This is a genomic window from Methylomagnum ishizawai (assembly GCF_019670005.1).
GTDB lineage: Bacteria > Pseudomonadota > Gammaproteobacteria > Methylococcales > Methylococcaceae > Methylomagnum > Methylomagnum ishizawai.
This window is the reverse complement of sequence record NZ_AP019783.1, coordinates 1,067,576-1,088,284: the sequence shown is the minus strand read 5'-3', so window position 1 is coordinate 1,088,284 and position 20,709 is coordinate 1,067,576. Positions and strand designations below refer to the sequence as shown.

Annotated in this window: 19 protein-coding genes; 7 read left to right on the top strand and 12 right to left on the bottom strand. The window is 63.0% G+C overall.

Features of this window, described 5'->3' with window-relative positions:
* Nucleotides 1–88 precede the first annotated feature (88 nt).
* From K5658_RS05030 to K5658_RS04990, 9 genes are all read right to left on the bottom strand, one after another.
* Nucleotides 89–904 carry a formylmethanofuran dehydrogenase subunit C gene (locus tag K5658_RS05030; protein ID WP_221065878.1) on the bottom strand — a complete coding sequence of 272 codons (816 nt, stop codon included), beginning with the start codon at nt 902–904 and terminating at the stop codon, nt 89–91.
* On the bottom strand, nt 901–1,797 hold the full coding sequence (gene fhcD, locus K5658_RS05025) for a formylmethanofuran--tetrahydromethanopterin N-formyltransferase (RefSeq protein ID WP_221065877.1): 897 nt from the start codon (nt 1,795–1,797) through the stop codon (nt 901–903). Before fhcD ends, K5658_RS05030 begins: the two co-directional genes overlap by 4 nt.
* A gap of 167 nt (nt 1,798–1,964) precedes the next feature.
* Nucleotides 1,965–3,320: an ImmA/IrrE family metallo-endopeptidase gene (locus tag K5658_RS05020; protein ID WP_221065876.1), complete on the bottom strand. Its 1,356-nt coding sequence runs from the start codon at nt 3,318–3,320 to the stop codon at nt 1,965–1,967.
* A complete protein-coding gene (locus K5658_RS05015; protein WP_246628568.1) occupies nt 3,313–3,702 on the bottom strand; it encodes a hypothetical protein in 390 nt (129 codons plus the stop codon). The genes K5658_RS05020 and K5658_RS05015 overlap by 8 nt, the downstream gene beginning before the upstream one ends.
* A gap of 91 nt (nt 3,703–3,793) precedes the next feature.
* Nucleotides 3,794–5,455, bottom strand: coding sequence for a formylmethanofuran dehydrogenase subunit A (locus K5658_RS05010; protein ID WP_221065875.1), 1,662 nt, complete (start codon nt 5,453–5,455; stop codon nt 3,794–3,796).
* Nucleotides 5,456–5,620: 165 nt separating this feature from the next.
* Entirely contained in the window at nt 5,621–6,691 is a 1,071-nt protein-coding gene (locus tag K5658_RS05005; protein ID WP_221065874.1) for a catalase family protein, read from the bottom strand.
* Between the two features lie 84 nt (nt 6,692–6,775).
* Nucleotides 6,776–8,632 carry a di-heme-cytochrome C peroxidase gene (locus tag K5658_RS05000; RefSeq protein ID WP_221065873.1) on the bottom strand — a complete coding sequence of 619 codons (1,857 nt, stop codon included), beginning with the start codon at nt 8,630–8,632 and terminating at the stop codon, nt 6,776–6,778.
* Nucleotides 8,633–9,210: 578 nt separating this feature from the next.
* On the bottom strand, nt 9,211–10,407 hold the full coding sequence (locus K5658_RS04995; RefSeq protein ID WP_221065872.1) for an RtcB family protein: 1,197 nt from the start codon (nt 10,405–10,407) through the stop codon (nt 9,211–9,213).
* Nucleotides 10,386–10,832: a ribosome-binding factor A gene (locus K5658_RS04990; RefSeq protein ID WP_221065871.1), complete on the bottom strand. Its 447-nt coding sequence runs from the start codon at nt 10,830–10,832 to the stop codon at nt 10,386–10,388. The genes K5658_RS04995 and K5658_RS04990 overlap by 22 nt, the downstream gene beginning before the upstream one ends.
* Before the next feature lie 289 nt (nt 10,833–11,121).
* On the opposite strand from K5658_RS04990, the gene K5658_RS04985 reads away from it, so the two are divergent.
* Nucleotides 11,122–12,318, top strand: a complete 1,197-nt coding sequence (locus K5658_RS04985) for a transposase (protein ID WP_221065870.1) — start codon at nt 11,122–11,124, stop codon at nt 12,316–12,318.
* Nucleotides 12,319–13,264: 946 nt separating this feature from the next.
* Here the strand turns inward: K5658_RS04985 and K5658_RS04980 are convergent.
* The 3 genes from K5658_RS04980 to K5658_RS04970 all read right to left on the bottom strand — a co-directional run bounded on the left by K5658_RS04980 (nt 13,265) and on the right by K5658_RS04970 (nt 16,819).
* On the bottom strand, nt 13,265–14,221 hold the full coding sequence (locus K5658_RS04980) for a DMT family transporter (RefSeq protein WP_246628567.1): 957 nt from the start codon (nt 14,219–14,221) through the stop codon (nt 13,265–13,267).
* Nucleotides 14,222–14,351: 130 nt separating this feature from the next.
* A complete protein-coding gene (locus K5658_RS04975; RefSeq protein WP_221065869.1) occupies nt 14,352–15,929 on the bottom strand; it encodes an Ig domain-containing protein in 1,578 nt (525 codons plus the stop codon).
* A 233-nt stretch (nt 15,930–16,162) separates the two neighbouring features.
* Entirely contained in the window at nt 16,163–16,819 is a 657-nt protein-coding gene (locus K5658_RS04970) for an MlaD family protein (protein WP_221065868.1), read from the bottom strand.
* 36 nt (nt 16,820–16,855) lie between these two features.
* Between K5658_RS04970 and K5658_RS23905 the strand changes: the two genes are divergently transcribed.
* The 6 genes from K5658_RS23905 to K5658_RS04945 all read left to right on the top strand — a co-directional run bounded on the left by K5658_RS23905 (nt 16,856) and on the right by K5658_RS04945 (nt 20,708).
* Nucleotides 16,856–16,990, top strand: coding sequence for a hypothetical protein (locus tag K5658_RS23905; protein ID WP_281425941.1), 135 nt, complete (start codon nt 16,856–16,858; stop codon nt 16,988–16,990).
* Nucleotides 16,991–17,182: 192 nt separating this feature from the next.
* Entirely contained in the window at nt 17,183–17,332 is a 150-nt protein-coding gene (locus tag K5658_RS04965; RefSeq protein WP_221065867.1) for a hypothetical protein, read from the top strand.
* 8 nt (nt 17,333–17,340) lie between these two features.
* Complete coding sequence (locus K5658_RS04960; protein WP_221065866.1) at nt 17,341–17,862, top strand: cupredoxin domain-containing protein; 522 nt, start codon at nt 17,341–17,343, stop codon at nt 17,860–17,862.
* Between the two features lie 4 nt (nt 17,863–17,866).
* Nucleotides 17,867–19,489: a b(o/a)3-type cytochrome-c oxidase subunit 1 gene (locus K5658_RS04955; RefSeq protein WP_221065865.1), complete on the top strand. Its 1,623-nt coding sequence runs from the start codon at nt 17,867–17,869 to the stop codon at nt 19,487–19,489.
* Nucleotides 19,489–20,133, top strand: a complete 645-nt coding sequence (locus tag K5658_RS04950) for a c-type cytochrome (protein ID WP_221065864.1) — start codon at nt 19,489–19,491, stop codon at nt 20,131–20,133. Before K5658_RS04955 ends, K5658_RS04950 begins: the two co-directional genes overlap by 1 nt.
* Nucleotides 20,134–20,186: 53 nt before the next feature.
* Nucleotides 20,187–20,708 carry a tetratricopeptide repeat protein gene (locus K5658_RS04945; protein ID WP_221065863.1) on the top strand — a complete coding sequence of 174 codons (522 nt, stop codon included), beginning with the start codon at nt 20,187–20,189 and terminating at the stop codon, nt 20,706–20,708.
* Nucleotide 20,709 lies beyond the last annotated feature (1 nt).

Below are 20,709 nucleotides of genomic sequence, written 5' to 3'. Positions count from 1 at the left end.
CGCCGGGGGAACGGCCCCATTCCGCCAAGAACGAAAAAGGCACCGGGCGCGGACCCGATGCCTTTTGTGATTCCGGGCTTGGAATCGGTCACAGCGCGACCAGGATTTCCCCCTTGCCCAGCCCGCACATATCCCCGGCATAGCGCCGTACCCGCTTGAGCTGTTCGCCCATCGCGGCAAACGGCGTATCCAGCCCGGCGAAACCCTTCAACAGCAACGGGATAAAGCCCAAGGTATGGCTACCGCAGTCGTTGAAGGTGGCGGGCAAAGCCTCCGGCGCTTGCAGCAACAGCAACGTACCCCGGCCCATGGCGTAGCCGATATGCTCGCCGACCTTGCCCCGCACGATAATGGTGCCCGCCGTCATGCGCGAGCCGAGATAGCCGCCGGCATCGCCCTCGATGAGGATCGCGCCGCGCCGCATATGGTCGCCGACCCGGTCGCCCGCCTTGCCCTTGACGATGACCACGCCCCCGGCCATGCCCTTCTTGTTGCCCGGCAGGCACGCGCCCAGGAAATCCCCGGCATCGCCCCGGACCAGGATTTCGCCATTCCGCATCTCGCAGGCGGCGTAGGCGGCGACGCTCCCATCGACGGTGATTTTCCCGCCCTTGAGCCCCATGCCGAGATAACTGCCCGCGTCGCCCTCGACCCGGATTCCGCCCTGGGCCATGCCCTTGCCGATGAAATCCAGCTTGCCGGTCACGCCCCGGAACACGATCAGGTCCGCGTCGCCCGGCTCGATGGCGAATAGCTCATCCGTCCGCAATTGGCGGTTGCCGGTTTGCAGCGGGATCGCGCCGATCTCGTCCAGGGTTTTCCCGGCCAGGCGGTCGGGCGTCAAGGGCGCGACATCGACGCGCTGTTTCGGTTCGGCCTTGAGCGTGAAGATGAGCGCCGTCATGCCATGATCTCCTGGAGTTGGAAGAGGAAGGGACCGAGCTTGCCGCCGTAATTGCCCGCGCTGACGCGGCGGATGCCCTGGGCCGCGCCCAGATCGCACACGGCCTGGATGCCGACCCGCATGGCCCGGTTGATATCGGCTTCGGTCAAGCCATCGATCACGATCTCCATCACCGATTCGATTTCGGGGCCGAGTTCGGTGTGGGTCTGGCCCTTCAAAGTGGGACAGAAGGCGTCGTTGGTGGAGGCCGACAGCGCCTTGTACTTGGAGCCGACCTTGGACCCGGAGCGTACCACCCCGCCGGGGAAAGGCATGATGACATTCGGCACTTTCCGCATGGCCTCGATGGCGGCTTCGCAGGCGGCGAGCGCTTGCGGCTGGGATTCGGCCAGGATCAGGAAATTACCGCCGCCGATGGCTTTCACCATGCCGGTGGTTTCTTCGCACAGGAATTCGCCGTCCATCACCGGCACCCGCCAATAACGTTTCCCGGCGATGCGCTTGGAGATTTGGAAGCCATCGCCGAAGAAGCGCAGGTTCTTGCCCAAGGGAATCGGGTCGCCCTCGTGGATACCGGCGAACAGGGCCGAGGTCGGCGCGGTCAGCACGCACTGTCCGGCGCGGGTTTCCAATTGCTTGGCGAGCCCCTTGCCGCCCATGGCGAAGATCATGGCGGCGACGCCGGGGCGTCCGTCCGGGGTTTCCTCGGGGGAGAGTTCGCGCTCGATCCCGGCTTCGCAGCCGCAGGCGATGACCGAGGTGGCGAACCCGGTCATGGCCTCGGCGGCGATCCTGGCCCACTTGGCGTTCTGGGCGGTGATGACGACCCGCGTGGCCCTCATGGGGAAGGCTTCGGCGAAAGTGGCGTCGATTTGTACGCCGTTAATAATCATTCATGGCTCCACGGCTGGGGTTATCAATGTAGGTATTCGGATTCGATGCGGGCAATTCCGGGAAAAAGGCGGGAGGCGGGCATTTCCCCATGCGATTATAGACCAATAGACCTCATTACGATTTAGCCTTATTCCTCTTGACCTAGTGTTGGCACAGTTTTAACCGCTCACTGAATAGCTTTGTTATAGCTGGTATTTAATGAAGAAAAGCTGCTTTTTACTTTGTAGGGAAAATCCACAAAACCATCTTCATGACCAGCCAAAGTCCCATTATTTTCCAATTGCTGTTCCACAACCCATGTACTCACTCGAAAATGCTCGGAAGCCTCGCCAATGGCATCTTTTGAAAAATCACCATTCAAATGTTCTTCCAATGTCTGGATAGGACATAGGAATTCTGCCGCAAATGCACGCTGGATTTTCTGTCGAGCAGTTCTAAGATGCGTTACTGGCAACCAAATATCTTCTCTATCCGCGACAAGATGATCTCCCAAGTGGCGGGCCAATTCAAAACGCCGACTATAGTAATGGTTTTTGCTTAATAAAATTTTTGAACGCATAGAACCATCATGCCGAACCGACATCCCAAGAGGGAAATTTGAACATCTCTGGGCATCGAATACCTGATCCTCCGAAAGGCTCAATAACCCGCATAGTTTCCGGTCTTCAAGCACCTCTCCTTCATCGCATGTCAACGCCCGTACTTTTTGAGCAAGATTCCTGCCCCGCCTCCACGGCACGGCGTCCCTAACAACATTTTGGACGGGAATATCGATTCGCCCCTCCAAACCTTCCGAATCGGCGAACGCAATAATTTCATTCAGTGTTTTGTCTGGCTGGTTGGATGCGCATACTGGCGCAATTTCGGCCACCGCATTAGCACCGACCCGCGGAATCAATTCGGAAAGTTGGTCATGCAGATATTCCGGGCATTCATCCGGGTCAAAACCCAGCATGGCTTCCAGCCGACGATAGGCGGATGCATCCTTATCTTGACGCTCTTCGGTAACTTCACGCCACAACTCATGAAGCGTTGTTTTTTGAATCCCCATCGCATCAAGCCGGGCCAGAACGCCATTAATAAACTCATCCAATATCTGTTCAAAATCGGAACTCGCTAGATTTTGACCTGCGCTCACTAAATAACGAACCGCCGCAACCGAATCTGATTTTGATTGAACAGCCCAGATTCGTGTGATTTCCCCATCCGATGCGAATAACATCCGCGGCCATACATAACCTTGCCCAGCCGCCGCCAATTCGTGGGCCATCCGCCAAGAATGGCTAGGTATCGATACGGGAAGGGGTTCCCAACGCAATCGCCACCACGAAGCCGCAAACCATAGCGCTAACGGATAAGCGGAAAGGCGAACCTCGTCACGGACTGTGCGCGACCAAACATCCTCATTACGGGTAACCACTTGGTGGGCAAGCGCGATTTTGAGCATGGCCGAAGTCTCCCGGACTTCGGGTATTTCATGTAAGGCCGACTCCCAGCGACAATCAATGGAGAAATCAGCCATTTGAACCCTCCCATCGCTTTATTATCTCATCCGCGAGTGGGTCGTCCTCCTGCAATGGGTAGCCGTGATAAGCCCCTTGCTCGGCATTTTCCAGCATGGCTTGAAGCGCCCTACCCTTTGCGACGGCCCAGATGTTCTGTGGCCAGCCATTACGCTCTTGAACGCTTACCAAACCACGGCGCAAACCTTTTCTCAACAAAGTCAGCGCTTGTGTTCTTTTAAAGACCTCAACCTCATCACAAAGGGTTTTCGCTTGCCTTGGATTGCTCGGCGGATTGAGGCCAAAATCGCCAGGATTGCGCTTATGCTCTGGATTGCCACCATACCGCACAACCTCCGCGAGCTGTTTCAACCGGTTCAATGTTTGTTCGTCAAGCGGCATGGCCAGCATCCGGGGAATAGGGCGACATGTCCGTCTTACTGGCTTTTTCATAAAACTAAATACGGGATGGCGATTTAAAAGGAAGAGAATATTATATCGGCTTACAAGGATGCACCAAAATCTTGCTCCGCCCATCATGCTCGATTTCCCAATCGCGGATGATGAAGTTATCCATCTTCATGGTCATATAACGCTCGAAATAGGGTTTGAGGCGGGTTTCTATCGCCGCCCGGTCGAAGTCCGGCTTCACCGTATGCACATTGCCCCAAACGATATCGACCACCTCGCCGTGCTTCACCACCAAGGCGCCATCCTTGAATACATAATCGGGCCGGGTGAACATCGCTTCCTTGTCGTCCTGCTGGGTATAGACCGTGATGTCGGCGGCGGCCCCCGCGCCCAGATGGCCCCGGTCGCGTAGCCCCAAGATGCGGGCGGCCCCGGCGCGGGTCATGATGGCGATTTCGTACAGGCTGTATTCGCGGTCGATGGAACCCAAGGTGCTGTACGCCGCCGCGTCCGGGTTGATGCGGGCCAGCCTGTCGTTGCGGAAACTCCGGTCCATCAACAGCCGGATCAAATGCGGGTAGGTGGTGAAGGGTGCCCCGTTGGGATGGTCGGTGGTGAGGAAAATCCGCCAGGGGTCTTCCGCCAGCAGGAAGATTTCCAGGCCGATGCACCATTGCAGGGCGTTGACGAAATTCTTGTCGCGGTATTTGAACGGCACCACGCCGCAACCGGCGTCGCACTCGATGTCCATGCACACCCATTTGTTGGGAGAGGCGTGGTGCGAGTTGGCGAACTGGCGCATGGAATCGCCCGAGGCGGTCACGGTCTGGCCGAACAGGATTTGGCCCACATCGACGGTGATATTGGGATTCTTATTCAGGGCTTCGGCGATCTGGGCCGCGCCGGAGGAGAACCGGCGGTCGCCTTCCATGCCATAGCTGTGGAACTGGATATGGGTCAGGTGCATGGGCAAGCCCTCGATCCCGGCGATGGTGTTCAACGTGGTGTCGAGGTTGCCGGGAACGCCCAGGTTGCAGCCATGCACATGCAAGGGATGCGGCACGCCGAGGTCGGTCAGGGCGCGGGACAGGCTTTGCAGGATGCGGCGCGGGGTGACGCGGTAATGGCGGTGTTCCTCGTCCAAATCCAATTGGCGCTGGTTGAACTTGAAGGCGCTGATGCCGCCCGGATTCACCACTTTCACGCCGATGGCCTGGGCGGAATGCAGGGTCCAGGCCACATAATCGTTGATGACCGCCTGTTCCGCGCCGGAGGACAACAGGCGCAAAAAGAAATCGTCGCTGCCCAGCATCACATAGCCGCCCACGTCCATCAGCGGCACATCGGCCATTTCCATATGGGCCTGGCGGGCGTTGATCGGCAGCACGGCGGGCTCGAAACCGGCGGTATAGCCCATCTCGGCATAGCGGTAGCCGGTGGTCAGGGTCGAGGGCACGGCATGGCCGCAACCGGCCCGCTTCAAGCCCTCGTGCGCCACCGGGTCGCGGCGGTGGTCTTCCGGCAGCAGGTTGCGGGCGATGGTGACCTTGCCGCCGCCGATGTGGGTGTGCATATCGATGGCCCCGGCCATGACGACCTTGCCCCGGCAATCGTATTCCTGGTCGGGCGGGACGCCCCCGGCATCGGCGACGATGCGGCCATCACGGATGTAAATATCCCGGACTTGGCCGTCGATGTTATGTGCGGGGTCGTAGACGGTGCCACCCGTGAGTTTGGTCAGCATGAGGGGAAGTCTCCAATGTTGTTGCGCCGTGACGCCTGGGGTCCGGTGGATCGGGGAAGGATAGGGAAGCGGGGGCGAGTTTTCAACACGGAGGCAATGGGAATGGCGGGAAACCGGGCGGGGCGGCGGGACCGTCCCCCGCCCGGTTCGGATCGGGCGGGGCGCTTATCCGGCGGTCGGCGGCGCGTAGGGGTCTTTCGGGAAGGCGGTGGGCTCCCGCGATTGCAGGCGGTACTTGGAAGAGGCGATATAGGCCGCGAGGCGCAAACGGTTGATCCCGCCCAGGGGCCGGTGTTCCCTAAGGCTATGCCAGGGCGTGAACACCAGATGCTCGCACTCGGTGGCCCGCAGGGGGTTGTCGAAATCCTGCGGTTGGATGACCAGGGTGGCGACGGCCTCGAACGGGGCGATGTCTTCCGGCCAGACGGCGGTGGCGTCCTCGATGGCGAGGGCGTTGGTGGTCCGGCGCTGCACCAGGAAATCGAACACCACCGCCTGGCCGGCCTTGGGGTCCAGGGTCTTTTTCAAAGCCTCGCGCAGATAGCTGGGGCCGGGATTGGCGGGCACCGGGGTATTGCCCGGATTCCTGGGTTTCACCGAATACTTCACCGCCAGGTTTTCGCCGAGCAGGAACGGCGAGGCCGAGAAATACTGGCTTTCCACCGGATTGCCCATCGGCGTGGCGGCGATCTTGCCGACGATGCCCAGGGTCCGCTTCTTGGCGTCGCTGAACGGCGGGGTGAAGAAGGGGCCGAGATTATCGTTGTGGGCGAATTGGGAACGGGTCAGTTCCAAATACTCGGCCACATCGGCGAAGGCAAACATCGGCAGGTTGATCATCAGGAAATCCTGGGTCTTGCCGCCGGGTGCGTCGAGCAGGGTCTCGCCCTCGACATTCATCACCTTGAGCGCGATGCCCCGGCTGGAGGCCGCGCCCTTGGCATCGACATCGGCCTGTACCAAGGCCGTGGCGTTGGAAAAGCGCACCCAGGTTTTATAGCTCCGCCCCGGCGCGGCGAAGATGCCCTGCCGATAGGCCGACGGAATATCGGCGTTGACGGTCAGGGTGGCCTCGACGCAGCCGTGGTCCTTGGGATGCACGCCGCGCCGGGCCATGCTGCCGGGATAGCGCTGCTGCAAAAGCTTGCGGGTCAGGTCCGCGATCTCGGCGATCTGGGCGGCTTCGCCGGCCGGGACGGTTTCAAAAGCGTGCGGGGGTAAAGTGGGGAAATCCATGGTCTGTCCTCCTCTGGGTGATGGTTCGGGTCCGGGCCGTCGCCCGCCCGCAGGCGGGGAACGGCCCTGGGGCCGGATGGCCGCTTATTGCGGGACGATCAAGGCCTCGGGGTCTTTGAGGTACTCGATCAAGGCCATCTTCTGTTCTTCCGTGTAGGTCTTGTCCTTGGGGTAGATATGGCCGCCATTGCCGTTGCCGGGTTGGGTGGTATCGAACTTGAACAGCGGGGCGTTGCCGCACATCGCCGGTCCGCCCTGGGGGGCGGTGGCGACGAAGCCCAGATGTTTCAAATCCAGTTCGCGGCTGCCGACCCAGAAGGTCTTGGAGCGCTGTTCCGGCGGCGACAGCAGTTCGTACAGGTTCGGCACCGAGCCATTGTGCAGGAAAGGCGCGGTGGCCCAGATGCCCAGCAACGGGCCGGCCTTGAGGCTGACCGCCGCCGTCTCCGGCACTTCCGGGTAGGACTGCGGCGGTTGGCCGGGCTGGAACGGCTTGAAGCGATAGCCGGAATATTCGAGGAACTTCTCGGCGCGCTCCTTGGGATCGGGGAACTGGTCCACGAACGCTTGTTGCAGCGTGCCACCCACCGCGCCACTGAAGAACACCGCGGCGGGAGCGATGGGACCGGGCATGGGAATGACCGGCTTGCCGTTCATCGGGCCCAGCACCCCTTCCAAGCTGCCGGTCAGGGTCATGCGGGTGATGAGGTTGTGGGTATAGAGCGGGTCGGTCCCGACATCCTTCAGCAGGTCGGCCTTGATCGTGATGAAGCGCAAGCCCTTCATATTGTCCTTGGGATCGGTCAGCTCGCCGGGACGGTCGTAGGGTGGCATGTGATGGCAGGAACGGCAATCCGTGTCGAACAAAACCTTGCCCGCCTGGGCCTTGTCCCGGTCGATGCCGCCGAACAGGTCCTTGCGCCAGGGGGGCGGCCGCAAATCCCGCAGCCAGTTCTCGAATTCTTCCAACTCCCGCAGCCGCACGCTGGAATGCAGCCGTTCCTTGGGGTCCGCCGCCGTGAAGGTGGTTGTGCCGAACACGCCCAAGACCTCCCCGGCGTTGCGCGAAATCGGGCTGCTGGCCACGGGCGCCCATTGCACGAAATCCAGGTCCGGGGCCACCCACAGGAACGGATAGCTAACCGGGGCGCTGGGCGGACGCAGGTTGAAAGGCTGCTGCAAATCGAACACCGCCAGGGCGTTGATGATTTGGCCCAGGGCGTCGATCCGGCCCGAACCGGCATGGTTGGGCGGGGTGCGCATCCACATCTCGCCTTCCAGCTTGAGCGCGACGTCGTGGTACATGCCCTTGAACGCCTTGAGTTCGGCCTCGGTGGGCGGATGGCCGTACACGGCGTTCGCCAGCCGGGCGAACTTGGCCGGGTCGTTGCCGGGAATATCGGGACGGCTGGCCTTGACCGCCTCCGCCAAGCCCGCGAAAAACGCGCCGACATCGGCGAGGCTGGGCGCACCGTCGATGCGGACCTGCTTGCCGTGATAGGTGACATCGTTGGTGTGGCAGGCGGCGCAGTTCATGCCGACCCAGGGGCCGGTGCCCGGCACATCGACCGGGTCCTTGGCGAAGCCGATGGGCAGGCCGTCGTGCTTGCCGGCGCTGGCGGCGTCGTAGATCAAGCCGAAGCGACCGATATGGGCGGGATCGATGAACTTGGCGGTGCTGTTCTTCTGTTCCAGGTTCAGGAACCAACTGTAGGGGAACAAGCGCGAGCCTTGCGGAGTGTAATAGAACAACTCGCGCATGGTCTGGTTCCAGTTCTGGTTATAGCCTTGCAAGGTGGCTTGCTCGGCGGTGGGCACATAGATGCCGCCGTAGTCGGGGCGTAGGGTGCCATAACCTTCGGCCTGCGCGCCGAAGGCCGCCCCGGCCAGGGCGAGCCACGCGCCCAAACCGGACAGCCTGGATTTTCTAAGGAAGGACATGATGCTTCTCCTCGTTCTTGTTCTCGGTGGATAGGGAATCGAATACCGGTCTGTGTTGCGGGCCGGCTTGCACCGTTAGGGGATGGGCGGCGCGGATGGCGGGTGGTGGACGGGTCTTGGGCCGATCCGCGCCGTCGGGGGTCGCGCCTGCTTGCGTTGAATGGCGGGGCCGGGGGTAAAACAGTTGCGCCAGGAAACCCTTGTTTGGCTGGGACCGTCCGCCCGTTAAGCATGGCCGGACCAGCATGGCAAGTGCCCGCGCCGATTCAACGCGTTCGATTTTGAACCAATCTGCTGGTTTTGTGAATCGCCAACCCACCGTTAATCATGTCCTTGATGGCTATGTGGGTTTATATCTCGCTTTTTTGTGGCGGGCCGATAGCGCTAAATGGCTAGGCTCGGTGGCAAATGAAGCGACAAGCGGCGACGATCCGGGCAGTCATGGCGGAGGGCATCCTTCATTCCGGTACGGATCGCCAAAAATCCCGGTTTGAAACCACAGCCCCGGCAACCCATGGCCATAAAAAAAGCCGGTCACGTTCATGACCGGCTATGCCAACAGACCACAGGCGGCGCAACTATCCCTTCACGCACAGCACCTGCTTCAAGGTATGGACCACCTCGACCAGATCGCTCTGGTGTGCCATGACGCTGTCGATATCCTTGTAGGCACCGGGCAACTCATCGACGATGCCGCCATCCTTGCGGCACTCCACGCCCAGGGTTTGCGCCTCGGCGTGGCGCTCGTCGAATTGGCGCTTGGCCGCCGAGCGGCTCATGCGCCGCCCCGCCCCGTGCGAACACGAGCAAAACGCTTGCGGATCGCCCTTGCCGCGCACGATATAGGATTTCGTGCCCATGCTGCCGGGGATGATGCCCCATTCCCCCTCCCCCGCCCGGATCGCGCCCTTGCGCGTCACCCACACGGTTGCGTCGAAATGGCGCTCGCGGGCCACATAATTGTGATGGCAATGGATCACCTCCTTGGTCACGCCGAACCGGGGGAGTTTCTTGCGCAATACCTCGGCGATGAGATACATCATTTCCCGGCGGTTGGCGGCGGCATAATCCTGTGCCCAACCGATGGCCTCCACATAGTCCTCATAATGCCCGGCCCCTTCGGTGAAATAGGCCAGATTCTTATCGGGCAGGTTATGCAAATGCCGCCCCATATCCTTCCGGGCCAGGTTGATGTAATACTCGCCGATGGCGCTGCCGATCCCCCGGCTACCGGAATGCAGCATCACCCAAACGTCCTGGTTCTCATCCAGGCAAAGCTCGATGAAATGATTGCCGCCACCCAAGGTGCCGATTTGCCGAATCCAGGTTTGGTAGGGCTTTTTTTGCTGGGCATGGAGCTTCGGATGTTTCTGCAACAGCCGGTGCAAACCCTGCGACAAAGCCCGGATGGTGGATTCGCGGGCGCGGTCCTGCTTATGCATATTGAAACCCACGGGAATCGCCGCTTCGATAGCCAAGCGCAACGACCTGAGGTTATCCGGTAATTGATCGGCCCGGATCGATAAGCGCAGGGCGCTCATACCACAACCGATATCCACCCCCACCGCCGCCGGGATAATCGCCCCCAGGGTGGGGATCACCGAACCCACGGTCGCGCCGGTGCCCGCGTGGACATCGGGCATGACCGCGATATGGCTATGTATGAACGGCAGTTGCGAGAGGTTGTACAACTGCTGCATGGCTTCCGAGTCCACCTCGTCGGTATAGATTTTCACCGGCACCCGGCCCTTGGTCATAATCCTTTGGATAGGCATGGCGATACCTCCTCCAACAGGCCGAGATAACGGTAGCGCAAGGCCGGAACGCGCTTGCGCCCGAGGCTGTGCGCCAGCAAGGTGCGCCAATGCCCCCGCACCCCCGCGAGCGCCGCCAGGACATCCGTCTCGGTGGCGGCGACGGGTTGGGCATGGCCCAGTGTGACGCAGAGTTGGCGGCCCGCATCCTCGGCCTCGATGGCGACCACGTCCAGGCCGCGCAAAAGGGGATCGGCGGTTTCGCCCGCCAGGATCAAAGACAATTCCCGGAAAGCTTCCTTGCAAAGCTGGCGGTCCTTGCGCCGGCGCGGTTTGGCTTCTTGCCGGGCGCGCGCCAGGACACGCGGATCGACGCCGTCTTCCGGGCCGGATTCCGCGCACAGGACGGAGGCTTGCCTCCGCCCCTGTAGGGGTGATGGATTCATAAAAACTCCCAATTAGCCGGGATGGCGCGGGCACGAGTAGGCCGCGGCGCGATACCGGCGCTGAAAACACGGTGTTGGTTTTGTTTGGGAGTCCCGGCCCCGGCGGGCCGGAGGGGAAATTACCGGACGCGGCGGGCGGCGGGACTCGGGCGGGTTGCAATATCGTGGTGCATGGCGTACCTCCTGAGCCGGTCTTACAAGTGTAGGTTTTTGAAAAAACCGGAGGCGAGACAAAGGGTTAAGGTACATTGGTGAGTAACGACAAACACCTTGTACCGGAGGAACCGCCATGCCTCGCCCTCCAGAACTGTACCAATGGAACCGGGAGATCGCCATCCACTTTCCCGGCCTTTCGAAGCCGATGGTGATGGGCTTGGCCCTGTGGAGCCTGGGCATGGTCGTGGTCGGCGCTTGCAGCCTTTCGGCGCTGACCGACTGGTGGTCGTGTCGGCTGGGGCAGAAGGGCGACGCGGTGCGGGAGCGCCTGCGCGACGTCTACCGTGGGAAGGAGGCCAAGGCCGGGAAGGAGCGCCGCGAACTCGACGTGGAGGCGTGCCGGGCCCCCTGGCTGGGCTGGGTTTTGGAGGGCTGGGATGGAAACCAGTTGGCGGTCGCCTTGGACGCGACGAGCCTGGGGCAGCGGTTCGTGGTCCTGGCGGTCAGCGTACTTTACCGGGGCTGCGCGGTGCCGGTGGCCTGGAAGGTGCTGAGGGCGGAACGGAAGCATCCGTGGAAGCCCGAGTGGCTGGCCCTGCTGGAGCAATTCAAGGGCATCGCGCCGGCCGGCTGGACCGTCCTGGCGCTCGCGGACCGGGGACTGTACGCCAAGTGGCTGTTCGAGGGGATCCAGGCGCTGGGCTGGCACCCGATGCTGCGGGTGAACTCGGGCGGCACCTTCCGCCCCCGGGGATGGCGGCACTGGCGGCCGTTCACCCGCCTGGTGCCGAAGGTGGGCGACCGCTGGCAAGGCCGGGGGACGGCGTTCGGCGGCAAGCGGACCCGCCTGGACTGCACCCTGTTGGCCTATTGGGGGGAAGGCCACAAGGACCCCTGGCTCGTCCTGACGGACCTGCCGCCGGAAGCCGCCAACGCCTGCTGGTACGGATTGCGCGGTTGGATCGAGCAAAGCTTCAAGAAAATCAAGGGCGGCGGCTGGCAATGGCAGAACACCCGCATGGACGATCCCGAGCGGGCGGAGCGCCTCTGGTTGGCGATCGCCATCGCCACCTGGTGGCTGCTCTCGGTGGGCGGGGAGGCCGAGGCCGGAATGGCCGCCGCCACCTTCCCGGCCATTCCAGGCTCTCCCCGCCAACAAACCCACCGCTGGCGGCTGGTGGGGATTTTCCGCCATGGCCGTTCCCTGATCCTGGCCGCCCTCTTCGAGCGCCGCGCCTTGCCGGTGGGGAAGGCCCGCCCAGAACCCTGGCCATCGGTGCCAATCCCAACCCCAGGGGCAACCGTGGCGATCCTCACGGGGGCGGTATGAATAAACCTACACCTGTAAGCCTGAGCCGGTTGGGGTGGATGATGGCGCGGAATGATAATGGGAAATCGGCGTCCGTCAAGGGCCGAAAGCGCGATTAGCGGAACCTAGTGGTATGGACTTCATCCTCCGATTACACTGCGCTAATCGGCGCTACGCGGGCTGCACCGGTTTGTTAGGTAGGCGTTATTTGCTGCCGCCAAGTTAAAGTGTGATCCGGTACGTTTGCCCGTGGGAATTCTGCAAGGTAGTTTGCATAGGATTTCTGCCACCGGTTGCTACCGGTGTGCCCTACTCGATTCACACGGATCAGACAGTCTGGTTTCACGTTAATGTCCCTTAGCAGTTGAAGCACAAACAGGCTCTCAACGATTACGGGTTGATTTAACTGATGCCATTCATGGATCAATTCTCTAAGTTTCAGGAAATCGTACCTCGGCATAAGGCCATTCCCCATAAGATACATATCTGCCTCAATCGCAGGCATGTCCAATTGCCATGAAAGGAAGCGCGCCAGACTCGACTTCCCCGATCCATCGACTCCATCAATTGCAATAGTCAGTCTGCGTCTCGGAATCGTAAGCGGCAGCATCAATTCCGCCAAGGCGGCGTATTCTGCTGGTATTGGACGGTTCTTCATTATGCCTAACATAATTAATATGAATTCGTGCGATTACGCTGCGCTAATCGCACCTACGGCCCTGCCTAACGTGTATTAGGCAGCGCGACCACCGCATAAACCACCCAGATTATACGCCGCATGCGCCACCTAAACCTGAACGATACACAGCTTAATTCGTCACGTCAATCTAGAGATGCGTTAAAACAAGAAACCCCCCAATTTATTATACGGTATTTCCATTAAAGATACATATTCTAGGAGTCGCAGCGGCAAACATGGCACCGAAACCGCCCAGGCAAAGTCCGCCGACGATACTTGATCGGGCCGTCATGAATGCTTCCCCGCCCGCCGCTTGAACGTCGTACCGCCACAATAAACCCCGCACAACAACACCAACCCACACCCCGCCAAAGCCTCGTTCCCCGGCACCTTGCCGAACAGCCAAGCCCCCAGCGCCACGCTCAGCACCGGCCCGACATAGCCCACCGCCCCGACCAAGGCGGCGGGGGCGAGTTGGTAAGCGCGGGTCATGAACCACTGCGCCGCGCTTCCGGCCAAACCCGCCAGCACCGCCCAACCCCAAGCCTGGAAACCACTGGGCAAGGCCACGCCCTCCACCGCGAACCACGCCAGATGGATCAGCGTCGCCACCAGGCAGAAATAGAACACCACGGTCCCCGGCGGATTGCTGCGCCCGGCCCGCGCCACCATCAGATAGGCCAGCGCCGCCAGGAAGCCCGAAGCCAACCCCAGCGCCCGGCCCTGCCAATCGCCCTGCCCCATCCCCGGCTGGAACAGCAGGAACAAGCCCAGCCATGCCCCCCAGATCGCCAGCCACACGCCCCAGGAATTGCGCTGCCCCAGCACATAAGGCCCGAGCGCGGCCACGAACACCCCGCTGCTGGCCGACAGGAACGCGCTTTCTCCCGGCCCGATACGCTGGATGGCGGCGAACGACAGGATCAACGACACCCCGCCGAACACCCCCCGCCACCACAAGGAAGGCCGCAGATCGCCGAACAACCCGGCCACCCGGCGCGCCAGCACGGCGGGCACCAGCAGGATCGACAGGTTCAAAGCCACCCGCACGAAGCTGACCATGGACGCGGCCACCGGCGGTTCCGCCAGCGCGGCGGCATACACCACCACCCCCATGACCGCGAACAGCAACCCCGCGGCCAGCATATAGGCCAGCCCACGGGCGGGACCGTCCCGGCGCGGGACGGCGGGCGGCGGTGGAACGGAAGCGCGGCGGCGGGATTTGCGTTTTTTGGGGCGGGACATGGAACAGCGCGGGGAGGGGGTACAGCCGGAACCGACTGTACCCGAACCCACGGACATGAAAAACCCCCGCGCCCGGCCCCACGGCGGGACCGGGCGCGGGGGCATGGCAAGCCCCGCTAGCGGGCCGGGCTCAGGGCACGACCAGGGTCAAATCCTGCCGGGCGGTCCCGCCCAGCCCATCGCCCACCTCGACCGTGAAGGCGAAATTGCCGTGTTCGGTGGGTATCCCGGAAATCCGGCCCGTGCCGCCGTCCAGGTCCACGCCGTTCGGCAAGCCTCCCGCCACCAGCGCCCAGGCATACGGGGCCGCGCCCAGCTTGGCCTTGAGCTTGGCCGAATAGAAAGCGGGCACGCCCTTCTTCAGCTTGGCGGGCGGCAGGACGGACGTGGTGATCGCCACGGGCTTGGCGATTTGCAGCACCAAGCTCCCGGACACGCTGGCCGATGGCGCGGCGCTATCGGCGGCGGTGAAGGACAGCTTGTATTTCTTGGCCTGGGCCGGCACCCCGTACAAGGCCCCGGAGGCGGGGTCCGCCGCCAGCCCGTCCGGCCACGCGCCGTTCTTCTTGGCGAAGGCGAAGCTATAGCCCGGCATGCCGCCCGTGACCAAGGGCGCGCGATACGGCACGCCAACCTCGCCCAGGGGCAATCCGGCGGACAGGCTCAACGGCAAGGCCGCATCGGCATCGAGGTTGAACGCCACCATCTGCGCCCCGATGTAATTGCCGATATCGCCATTGCCCTGGGGCGCGGCGGAACCATCGGCATTGGCGTAGGGGTCGGCATCGTTGCGGGGGATGGCCTCGTGGTTCTCGGGATCGTAGGCCCCGGTGTATTCGTAGAACTCGTAGCGGCGGGTGACCGATTCCTTGCCCTTGCCCAATTCCTTTTGCTCGGCCAATTCGTCCTCGCCGGGATCGTTGGCGGGACGCGCCTGCATCAACACCCATTCGGTCTCGGTCTCCGCCGCCTCCTGCGGCACCGCCGGATCGTCGGTCAGCAAGTGGTCGAGCTGGGCGGGCTGCTCCGATTCGGTCACATAGACCTTGACCCACTGGGCCTTGCCCCATTGGTCGTGGACCTCGGCGGGTTCGGGCTGGACGACCGCCGCCACCACCTGGGGCTGGGCCGGATTGGCGGGCGGCGGCGTCCACACCGGGGCCGGCAGGCTGACCTGGGTGCCCGAGGGAACCAGGTTGCCGGGGTTGCCGGGATCGGCCACCAGCCAGCGGTAGGCGGTGCGGGTGGCGTTGCCGCGCAGGGACACGCCGAAATGCTCGCAGCCGGAAGCATCGTAGGCCGCCGGGTTCATGCCGCCATTGAAGCAGGCATGGCCGTTGGTCGGGGTGATGACCGCCGGCGCCCGGACCGTGGTGCCGACCCAGGTGTTGTTGCCGGGGTTGTAAGCGGCCTTGTAGCGGACGAAGACCTTGCCGGAAGCGTCGGTTTCGACCGAGGGGCTGCCGTAATGGGAATAGCCGCCGCCGAAGGTGTACAACACGTCGGAGGCCGAGACGCCTTCCAATTCGATCTCGAAGCCGTGGGCGTCCTCGCCGGTGTCGTTGAACACGTCGAAGTTGCTCAGGGCGCCGAATTCCGGCGAGGCGGTCGCCGGACCCAAGCCGAGCGCGCAGGCCAGGGCGAGGGTCCGCGCCACGAACGGGGCCGGGGGTATCAGGCTGGAGAATGAAAGTCGGATATTTTCCATATTTTTTGTCAGGTTTAAGGGGTATGGATAGGAATTGGAGGAGCCGCCTCGGCGGGCATGGCGGGAATACCGGACCGGGCCTATGCGGCGAACGCCGGAAGCCCGACCGGCCTGGGACTCCAACTATAACAATAGTTCCTAATATTCAATGTGGCCGGCTAGACAAATTCCGTCACCGTACTACTACCGCCATACCCGCCGAATCGCGTTGGCGCTACCCCGCGGACCGGCCTTCAAATCGGCGGGGACTTGGCGGGCGGCCGCGCGTTCAGCTCCCTGAATTTCCGGTCCAGTTCGTCGAGTTCGCGCTGCAAGCGGGGCAGGACATCCTTCTTCACCGATTCCTCGGTGGACTGCTGGGCCTGCTTCATTTCCTCCTTGAGCCGCGCCCATTCCTCCTGCAAATGGCGGGCTTCCGGCGAATCCGGCAGGCGTTGCATCTCGGAGCGGAAGCGCTCCAACTGGCTGCGCAACTGGCCCAGGCCATCGGTGAAGCCGCGCAGGAGTTCGCCCAGGGGGAACCAGGCCCCGGACCCGGCATCGCTTTTGACGATGGCCCCCTCCACCAAGGGCGCGGCACCGGGCGGACCGGGTTGGAACTCGATGCGGCGCAGGTCGGGTGCCTGGGGATCGCGCGCCACGGCGAAATGGGAACCCTGGGTGGCCGAACCCCGGAACTCGTCGGCGATTTCCAGGGTCGCGACATAGCCGCCCGCCCCGTCCGGGTTCACCGCCATCACCTGGCCGATCTTGCGGTCGCCCAGCATGACGGGGGTTTGGGGGCTCACGCCGGCGGCGTTGTCGAGCAACAGATTGAGGTGGAGTCCGCCCGGCGAGCAGGCGGCGAACAACAGCGCGAGGGCGGCGATCAGCCAGGAACGGATGGACATGGGGTTTCTCCTCATAACGATGGACGGGGCGGGACCATGGCGGACATGATAGGCGAACCCGCCGCGCTCCGCGCCAAAGAACCCCGCGCCCGCCGCCGGGGTCCGATCCGGCAGGCCCGTTCCTGGAGCGTGGAGCCGTTCATGCCGCCGTTCCCGAGCTTGGCCCCATAAAACACGGGGCGGGCACCTTGCCCGCCCCAGCCGCCCCAACTTCCGAGACACCGCCATCCCGGCCCTGTCCCTCCGCATACCCAATCCACCGGACCCGCAACGCGATGGTAACCCGCCCGCGCTTGCTTTTGACTGCGGCAAATCGCACACTGCCCATGCGTTATCAACCACACTTTGCATGAGGGGATAAGCATGTCCGACGAGCAAGACCCGACCGGGGAAACCCCGGAATCCGCGCCGACCGGCACCTGGGCGCTGTTGTGCCTGGTCGCCGCCGCCATGGTGGCCGCTTGGTTGTTCCTGTACTTCGGGGTGTTCCTGCCCCGCGGTCCCATCCATTAGGGGGAACCATGGCCTTCCATATCCATCCACTCGAACGCAAATGGCTGTACGCCGCTTCCGCCGCCATCGCCATCTTCCTGGCTTCCATCCTGCTCACCGCCCTGTTCGGCGGCATCCATCCCCCCGGCCATATGGAAATCATCGATTCGGCCCGGCTGCACCTCGACGGCGAATTCATGGAGGACAAACTGGGCGTCAGGACCGAACCCGACGGCTCGGTGCGCGTCACCCTGGTCGCCGCCCGCTATGGCTTCTTCCCGCGGGAAATCCAAGTCCCCGCCGGCACGCCGATCACCTTCCGCATCGCCAGCGCCGACGTACTGCACGGGATGCACGCGCCCATGACCAACCTCAGCACCATGGTCGTCCCCGGCTATGTGTCCACCGTGACCACGGCCTTCCCCAAGCCGGGCGAATATCCCATGCTCTGCAACGAGTTCTGCGGGATGGGCCACGACCATATGTGGAGCAAAATGACGGTGGTGTCGAAGGAAAGCTGGACCCTCGCCCATCCATCCGCCGGGAGATAAATCCATGATCGACAAACCGACCAGATTCCTCGCCCTGTGCCATTTCTGGGTGGCGTTCGGGGCGTTCGCCCTGGCCTGCGTGCTGGGCCTTTACCAAGTGCTGGAACGCAGCGGCCTGGTCCCGGCCATCCAGTCGCCCGGCGTCTATTTCGCCTCGGTCAGCACCCATGGCGTGTTGATGGCCTTCGTGCTGACCACGTTCTTCATCATGGGCTTCGGCTATGTGGTGGCGGTGTCCAGCCTGAAAACGCCCTTGTGGAATCCCAAGCTGGCCTGGGCCGGGTTCGGGATTGCCGCGTTCGGCGTGGCGCTGGCCGCCCTGCCCTTGCTGACCGGCAACGCTTCGGTGTTGTACACCTTCTATCCGCCCTTGCAGGCCAGCGTGCTGTTCTATCTGGGCGCGACCTTGCTGGTGGTGGGGTCCTGGCTGTGGTGCGTGGTGATGATCGTCATGCACAGCCAATGGAAAGCCGCCCACCCGGATGAAACCGTGCCCCTGCCCATGTTCGCCACCACGGCCAACGCCATCCTCTGGCTATGGACCAGCGCGGGCGTGGCGCTGGAAGTATTGTTCCAGTTGATCCCCTGGACCTTGGGTTGGGTGGAGACGGTGGATGTGGGGCTGGCCCGCACCCTGTTTTCCTGGACCTTGCATCCCATCGTGTATTTCTGGCTGATCCCGGCCTATATCGCCCTCTATACCTTCGTGCCCAAGGCGGCGGGCGGGGAGTTGTTCAGCCACGACCTGGGCCGCGCCGCCTTCCTGATGCTGGTGGTGTTCGGCCTGCCCATCGGCTTCCACCATCTGTACATGGACCCGGAGCAAGGCTCGGGCTTCAAGCTCATGCACGGGGTCGGCACCTTCCTGGTGGCCCTGCCCACCTTGCTGACCGGCTTCACCGTGATCGCCTCCATGGAAATCGCCGGGCGCAGGCGTGGCGGTAGCGGACTGTTCGGCTGGATCGGCGCCCTGCCGTGGCGGGAGCCCCTGGTGCTGGCGGCGATCCTGGCCTTTTTGATGTTGATCGCGGGCGGCTTCGGCGGCATCGTCAACGCCAGCTACGCCATGAACGCCATGGTCCACAACACCGCCTGGGTGTCGGGCCATTTCCATCTGATCTTCGCCGGCACCACGGTCATCCTGTACATGGCGGTCGGCTATTACATCTGGCCGCGGCTGACCGGCAAGCCCCTGTGTTCCGCCAGCCTGCCGGTGATCCAGCTCTGGTCCTGGTTCCTGGGAATGGTATTGATGACCACGCCCTGGCATATCCTGGGGCTGCTCGGCCAGCCGCGGCGCATTTCCAGCGTGGCCTATAACAGCCTCCTGACCCTGGCCTGGGACCCCTACGAACTGGCGATGATCGTCGGCGGCTTGGTCTTGACCGGCTCGGCCCTGCTGTTCGCCTATATCCTGTGGCAATCCCAGGCCCGCCCGGCGGCGGAACAAGCCTTCGAGGTCGAATACGCCGGCTACCAGCCCGCCGACGGCCCGGTCCATCCTTTGCTGAACGGCTTCAAGGTGTGGAACGTGGCGATCCTGGGGCTGATGGTGCTGAACTTCGGCTATCCGATCCTGCAATTCTTCCTGGCCAAAACCTTCGGTTCGATCCCATGGGGGTACTGATGAAACCGCACCATCTCTTCGCCGCCTGCGCGGTTTTCAGCGGCCTCGCCTGGGCCGGACCCTCCTCCCAGGTCGCCTGGACGCTCGATACCCTGCGCCAGGTGGAACGCGCCGACCCCAACAAGGGCAAGCAGCTCGCCGCCACCTGCGAGGGCTGCCACGCGCCCACGCCGGGCAACGCCGCCAACCCGTCCTTGCGGGGGCAACTCGCCACCTATCTCTACAAGCAAATCCGCGACTACCAGGACGGCAGCCGCCAAAACCCGGTCATGGCGGGCATGGTGGCGGGATTGTCGGCGCAGGACGCGGCGGATATCGCGGCCTATTACAGCCGCGAACCGGCCCCCGAATGGCGGAAGCAAATGCTGATCCCGGACAACATCGAGCAATTGGTCGGGCGCGGCGACGGCAAGCGCATCCTGCCGCCCTGCCAAGCCTGCCACGAAGCGGACGGGCGCGGCCAGAAGATCGATATTCCGGCCTTGGCGGCGCAGCGGGCGGCCTATCTGGAACAAACACTGCTCGCCTATAAGTCCGGCGAGCGCCATAACGACCTCTACAGCCGGATGCGCTCGCTCACCCAACAACTCAGCGACGAGGAAATCAAGCAACTGGCGCGTTATTACGCCGGTGCCAGCGAATAAAACCCACCGGCCAGGGAAGGCCGCACCCACCCACCAACCCCCCACCCGCAACCATGCCGATCCGCCGCGCCACCCCGCTCCTCCTCCTGTTGCCCGTGCTGGCCCAGGCCGACGAAGAGCAAATCTTCGCCTGGACCCGGTCGCAAGGCGAATGCGACCAAGCACTCGACCAAGCCCGCTACCCGGACGCGGAAGCGGCCTGTCAACAAGCGATGCGCCTAGGGGAAAAGTTGGAACCGGGCTTGTTCTTCGACACCAGCCTGAACGGGCTGACCCTGGCCTATCTGCGGCAACAGCGCTACGCCGAGGCGGAAACCGCGATCAAGCGCCTGTTGGAAACCCGCACCGCCATGTTCGGGGCGGAACATCCCTTGACCGCCAGCGCCATGAACCTGTTGGCGGCGGTTTACCGCAAGACCGGCAAGGAAGCCGAGGCGAAGCAGTTGGACGCGCAGTTCCGCCGCGTCGAGGACGCTTGCGGCGAGGCGCTGGACGAAACGGCGCGGGAACGGATCGCCCAGGGAGCCAGCCTCAACCCTTGCGATCCCTGGCCGGTGCCGGACTTCCTGCGCTAAG

What these genes read in the sequence shown, in the direction of transcription:
- K5658_RS05030 (WP_221065878.1), bottom strand. Translation starts at nt 904, where the DNA reads ATGACGGCGCTCATCTTCACGCTCAAGGCCGAACCGAAACAGCGCGTC.
- fhcD (WP_221065877.1), bottom strand. Translation starts at nt 1,797, where the DNA reads ATGATTATTAACGGCGTACAAATCGACGCCACTTTCGCCGAAGCCTTC.
- K5658_RS05020 (WP_221065876.1), bottom strand. Translation starts at nt 3,320, where the DNA reads ATGGCTGATTTCTCCATTGATTGTCGCTGGGAGTCGGCCTTACATGAA.
- K5658_RS05015 (WP_246628568.1), bottom strand. Translation starts at nt 3,702, where the DNA reads ATGCCGCTTGACGAACAAACATTGAACCGGTTGAAACAGCTCGCGGAG.
- K5658_RS05010 (WP_221065875.1), bottom strand. Translation starts at nt 5,455, where the DNA reads ATGCTGACCAAACTCACGGGTGGCACCGTCTACGACCCCGCACATAAC.
- K5658_RS05005 (WP_221065874.1), bottom strand. Translation starts at nt 6,691, where the DNA reads ATGGATTTCCCCACTTTACCCCCGCACGCTTTTGAAACCGTCCCGGCC.
- K5658_RS05000 (WP_221065873.1), bottom strand. Translation starts at nt 8,632, where the DNA reads ATGTCCTTCCTTAGAAAATCCAGGCTGTCCGGTTTGGGCGCGTGGCTC.
- K5658_RS04995 (WP_221065872.1), bottom strand. Translation starts at nt 10,407, where the DNA reads ATGCCTATCCAAAGGATTATGACCAAGGGCCGGGTGCCGGTGAAAATC.
- K5658_RS04990 (WP_221065871.1), bottom strand. Translation starts at nt 10,832, where the DNA reads ATGAATCCATCACCCCTACAGGGGCGGAGGCAAGCCTCCGTCCTGTGC.
- K5658_RS04985 (WP_221065870.1), top strand. Translation starts at nt 11,122, where the DNA reads ATGCCTCGCCCTCCAGAACTGTACCAATGGAACCGGGAGATCGCCATC.
- K5658_RS04980 (WP_246628567.1), bottom strand. Translation starts at nt 14,221, where the DNA reads ATGTCCCGCCCCAAAAAACGCAAATCCCGCCGCCGCGCTTCCGTTCCA.
- K5658_RS04975 (WP_221065869.1), bottom strand. Translation starts at nt 15,929, where the DNA reads ATGGAAAATATCCGACTTTCATTCTCCAGCCTGATACCCCCGGCCCCG.
- K5658_RS04970 (WP_221065868.1), bottom strand. Translation starts at nt 16,819, where the DNA reads ATGTCCATCCGTTCCTGGCTGATCGCCGCCCTCGCGCTGTTGTTCGCC.
- K5658_RS23905 (WP_281425941.1), top strand. Translation starts at nt 16,856, where the DNA reads ATGGCGGACATGATAGGCGAACCCGCCGCGCTCCGCGCCAAAGAACCC.
- K5658_RS04965 (WP_221065867.1), top strand. Translation starts at nt 17,183, where the DNA reads ATGTCCGACGAGCAAGACCCGACCGGGGAAACCCCGGAATCCGCGCCG.
- K5658_RS04960 (WP_221065866.1), top strand. Translation starts at nt 17,341, where the DNA reads ATGGCCTTCCATATCCATCCACTCGAACGCAAATGGCTGTACGCCGCT.
- K5658_RS04955 (WP_221065865.1), top strand. Translation starts at nt 17,867, where the DNA reads ATGATCGACAAACCGACCAGATTCCTCGCCCTGTGCCATTTCTGGGTG.
- K5658_RS04950 (WP_221065864.1), top strand. Translation starts at nt 19,489, where the DNA reads ATGAAACCGCACCATCTCTTCGCCGCCTGCGCGGTTTTCAGCGGCCTC.
- K5658_RS04945 (WP_221065863.1), top strand. Translation starts at nt 20,187, where the DNA reads ATGCCGATCCGCCGCGCCACCCCGCTCCTCCTCCTGTTGCCCGTGCTG.